This window comes from Mesotoga infera (assembly GCA_011045915.1).
Classification (GTDB): Bacteria; Thermotogota; Thermotogae; order Petrotogales; family Kosmotogaceae; genus Mesotoga; species Mesotoga infera_D.
The window spans coordinates 1-3,033 of sequence record DSBT01000122.1; the positions used below are offsets into that span (position 1 = coordinate 1).

Genomic DNA, 3,033 nt, shown 5'->3' on the forward strand with positions numbered 1-3,033 from the left:
AAGTCTCTTCTCTTCCCACCCAGCCCTCTATGCCTGTCTTCTTTTCTTCAAGATCCTTGTAGATGGAGAAGAAATGCTCGATCTCCTTAAGTAGATGAGGAGGAACATCATCCAGGCTTTCTATATAGTTCCAGACCGGATCGTGAATCGGAACGCAGAGAACCTTTTCGTCTGAACCTTTCTCGTCCCACATCTTGAATGCGCCTATTGGCTTTGCCTCAATTAAACACCCCGGGAAAGTCGGCTCCCAGAGCAAAACCATTGCATCCAGAGGATCCTCGTCTTCGGCAAGAGTATTCAGTATGAATCCATAGTCCATTGGGTAATGAACAGCCGAAAAAAGGGTCCTGTCGAACCTTATCCTCTTGAGTTTCTTATCATACTCATACTTATTCCTACTTCCTTTAGGAATCTCTATCATTATGTCCAGAACGATTTCTTCCTGCATTGTGTTCACCTCCCGCACAATTATGCCAGAAAAACCATGGCTCATTATCATGAAAAAGAAGAACCCCTAGGGGGTTCTTCTTAACGTCTTTCAAAACACTCTACCTGTTGTTAAACAAGAATACCCAGGCAGCAGCGTCTTCACCATCTATCTTCCCGTCCTTGGGGAATGAAATGTCGCATATTGCAATGTCTTCAGGATCAGTTGAACCTATCTTCTCGACCAGATACTCGAAATCCCTCTCGTCGACAATGCCATCGCCATTGATGTCAAGACTGTCATCTACATGATGCGCTAGATCAGCGAATATCGGGAGATACATCTCTCTTGCTTCGATCTCCCAAAATCCTAACTGTCCACTCTCATACTGTTCCTCACTAATAGCCGGAATGACATAATAGCCGCCGTCTCCCCAGTTATAAGCCCAGGAGTTCTTGATTATCCAGAAGGTGGTTGCTGTGAACTCCGGAGAACCGGCCTGTGTTGGATCCAAATACGTGTAGCTTTCGATTTCTTCGTCCAGTATAGGAGTTGCATCAGGATTCGTCCTGCCGGCTAGGATTATGTCATCGAGCTCTGTGGCATCCGCCCATCCAACTAGAGTAACTGCGTGTCCCCCCGTGCTGTAATCGCCTTCAACAGGAGAGAAGATTCCCTTGGAATAGAAGTTGAAACTGTATGGAACTGAGAAAGCGACGGCAAGCGAACCGTAATCAGCAATAGCTGTCTTGATCATATTCAGATAATCCTCGTAGCTATATCCTAAGCGAGCTGCCGTTGTTGCAGGAGGTATCATCACACTTCTCGAGGACTTCAGCAGCGGGGCATTGTAAGCTGATGGCGGCAGTGGGACTTCTTCTCTAGGATCAAGATATACCTCCGAGTAGGGGGCATACTGCTCCTCCATCATTCCATACCTGATGAGATTATACATGGCAAAGTAGCTGTTTCCACCCTCAAGGCTGTTCCTGTCCTGAACATAGTTGTCAGGTGAAAAGCTGTAGATGTCCCAGTCGATGTTGTGATAGGTTCCCCATCGTTCCGAATAATCCAGGGTGTTATCTACGTTTCCGTTAATCCCATAGATCTGTACTGCAAGAGCGCTTTCAAAGGAGCCGACAGTTGCAAAAGACCAGCAACTACCGTGGATAAACTGGTCGCGAATCGGTTCAAGCCTTACGAATGACTTCTCCGCTACCTCTCTTGGTTTCAAGAGAATGTAGGTTGACATGATTAGGTCATCAGTAGTAGTCATTCCTTGAATAGTGAAGTCTTCGGCTTCTTCTATGTATTTCATCCTAAGATACTCCACAAACCTTTCATTGACGACCCTGGGGAGGTCAATATGGCCGCACAGCTTCTCAAATATCGCATCAACACTTTCGATATACGCTGTCTCAAGCTTGGCAACAAAGCTCTCTTCTAAGCCTGCTTCCCAACTCAAATTCATCCTACTGATAGAGCTGCTTATACGGGTTTCTATCTCGCTAACTTGATCTGCAATACTTGAAAGTGCAAGTGAAGAGAAGAACCCCACACACAGCACAATAACCAGAATCTTCTTCATTGTCATCCCCCCCTTCACTCTATGAACACAATGGGTTCATAATCAAGGATAAACCCGTCGACTGAACCATTGTTGACGTCTCTGAAGGCGGGATTTGGCAGATCGGGATAGAAGCCATATGTATCCCAGTAACCTTCGTACGCCAGTCCAACGGCAATGATCTCGCCTTCATAATCCTCAGGAACTGAGAAAGTGAGAGTTGCGAAGACATCATCGGCAGCTTCAGCTTCATCTGCTCCATTCAAGAAGGCCTTGTAAAGGGTAACTGCTTCATCACTACTCTTGAATGTTCCAACGTCTTTCAGACCTTCCATAAAGTTTCCGAATTCGACGCTTTCGAGAACCAAACCTTCGCTGTTCCACAGAGAGAGTTGAATGTATCTGACGTCATACAAATCGGCAAAACTCGCTACATTCTCTGTCATGATACCAACGGTAAATGAATCTCCGGGCCCTATATCGCTGTCAGGAGTTGAAAGGCTGATTACAGGTTTTTCATCAGAGTCATACCTCTCCCGTAAGGCAAAGGCCTTGTAAGCTTCACCGTAGTCGTTAAGCGTGCCTCGAAATACATGGGCCTCAACCCATCTAGCATAAACAGTGTTGAGATCAAATCCGACTTCAGCAAACTTGTAGAACAGAACATATCCGCTGTATGGCCCCTCAACTCCGAGGTAATACGCTCTTATTGACTCCTCACCATACTCAAAACCATATGGTACCCAAAGTGTACTATAGGCTTCCAAGTAACCCGGAAGGTATGCATAGGTCTGCAGATCTGGCCTGCTATTTGGGATCTCTTCCCATGCATCATACATACCGTCATCATTGGTGTCGAGCAGGTTCAGCCGCTTCCTTACGGTTACCTCTTCGGCAGGGACAATTTCCTCTGAAGCAGTCTTGTAAAACCTAATGCCGAAAGCCTCATCTTCGATATACTGGAAATAGTCGCTATAGTCAAAGTACATCAATCCGGCTCCAGACTGGAAGAGCTCTCTCTTGAGATTCGTGGCTTTGA

At 46.1% G+C, this 3,033-nt stretch carries 3 protein-coding genes; all 3 read right to left on the minus strand.

Annotated features, from left to right (window positions below; all coding sequences use genetic code 11):
- Window positions 1-448 (minus strand): inorganic diphosphatase (locus tag ENN47_04745; GenBank protein ID HDP77491.1); only part of this gene is annotated, 448 nt, incomplete at its 3' end.
- A gap of 100 nt (window positions 449-548) precedes the next feature.
- The gene (locus ENN47_04750) at window positions 549-2,015 is read right to left on the minus strand and encodes a peptidase C1 (GenBank protein ID HDP77492.1); all 1,467 of its coding nucleotides are present in this window, start codon (window positions 2,013-2,015) and stop codon (window positions 549-551) included.
- 14 nt (window positions 2,016-2,029) lie between these two features.
- A partial coding sequence (locus ENN47_04755; protein HDP77493.1) for a hypothetical protein occupies window positions 2,030-3,033 on the minus strand: 1,004 nt, incomplete at its 5' end.

What these genes read in the sequence shown, in the direction of transcription:
- ENN47_04750 (HDP77492.1), bottom strand. Translation starts at nt 2,015, where the DNA reads ATGAAGAAGATTCTGGTTATTGTGCTGTGTGTGGGGTTCTTCTCTTCA.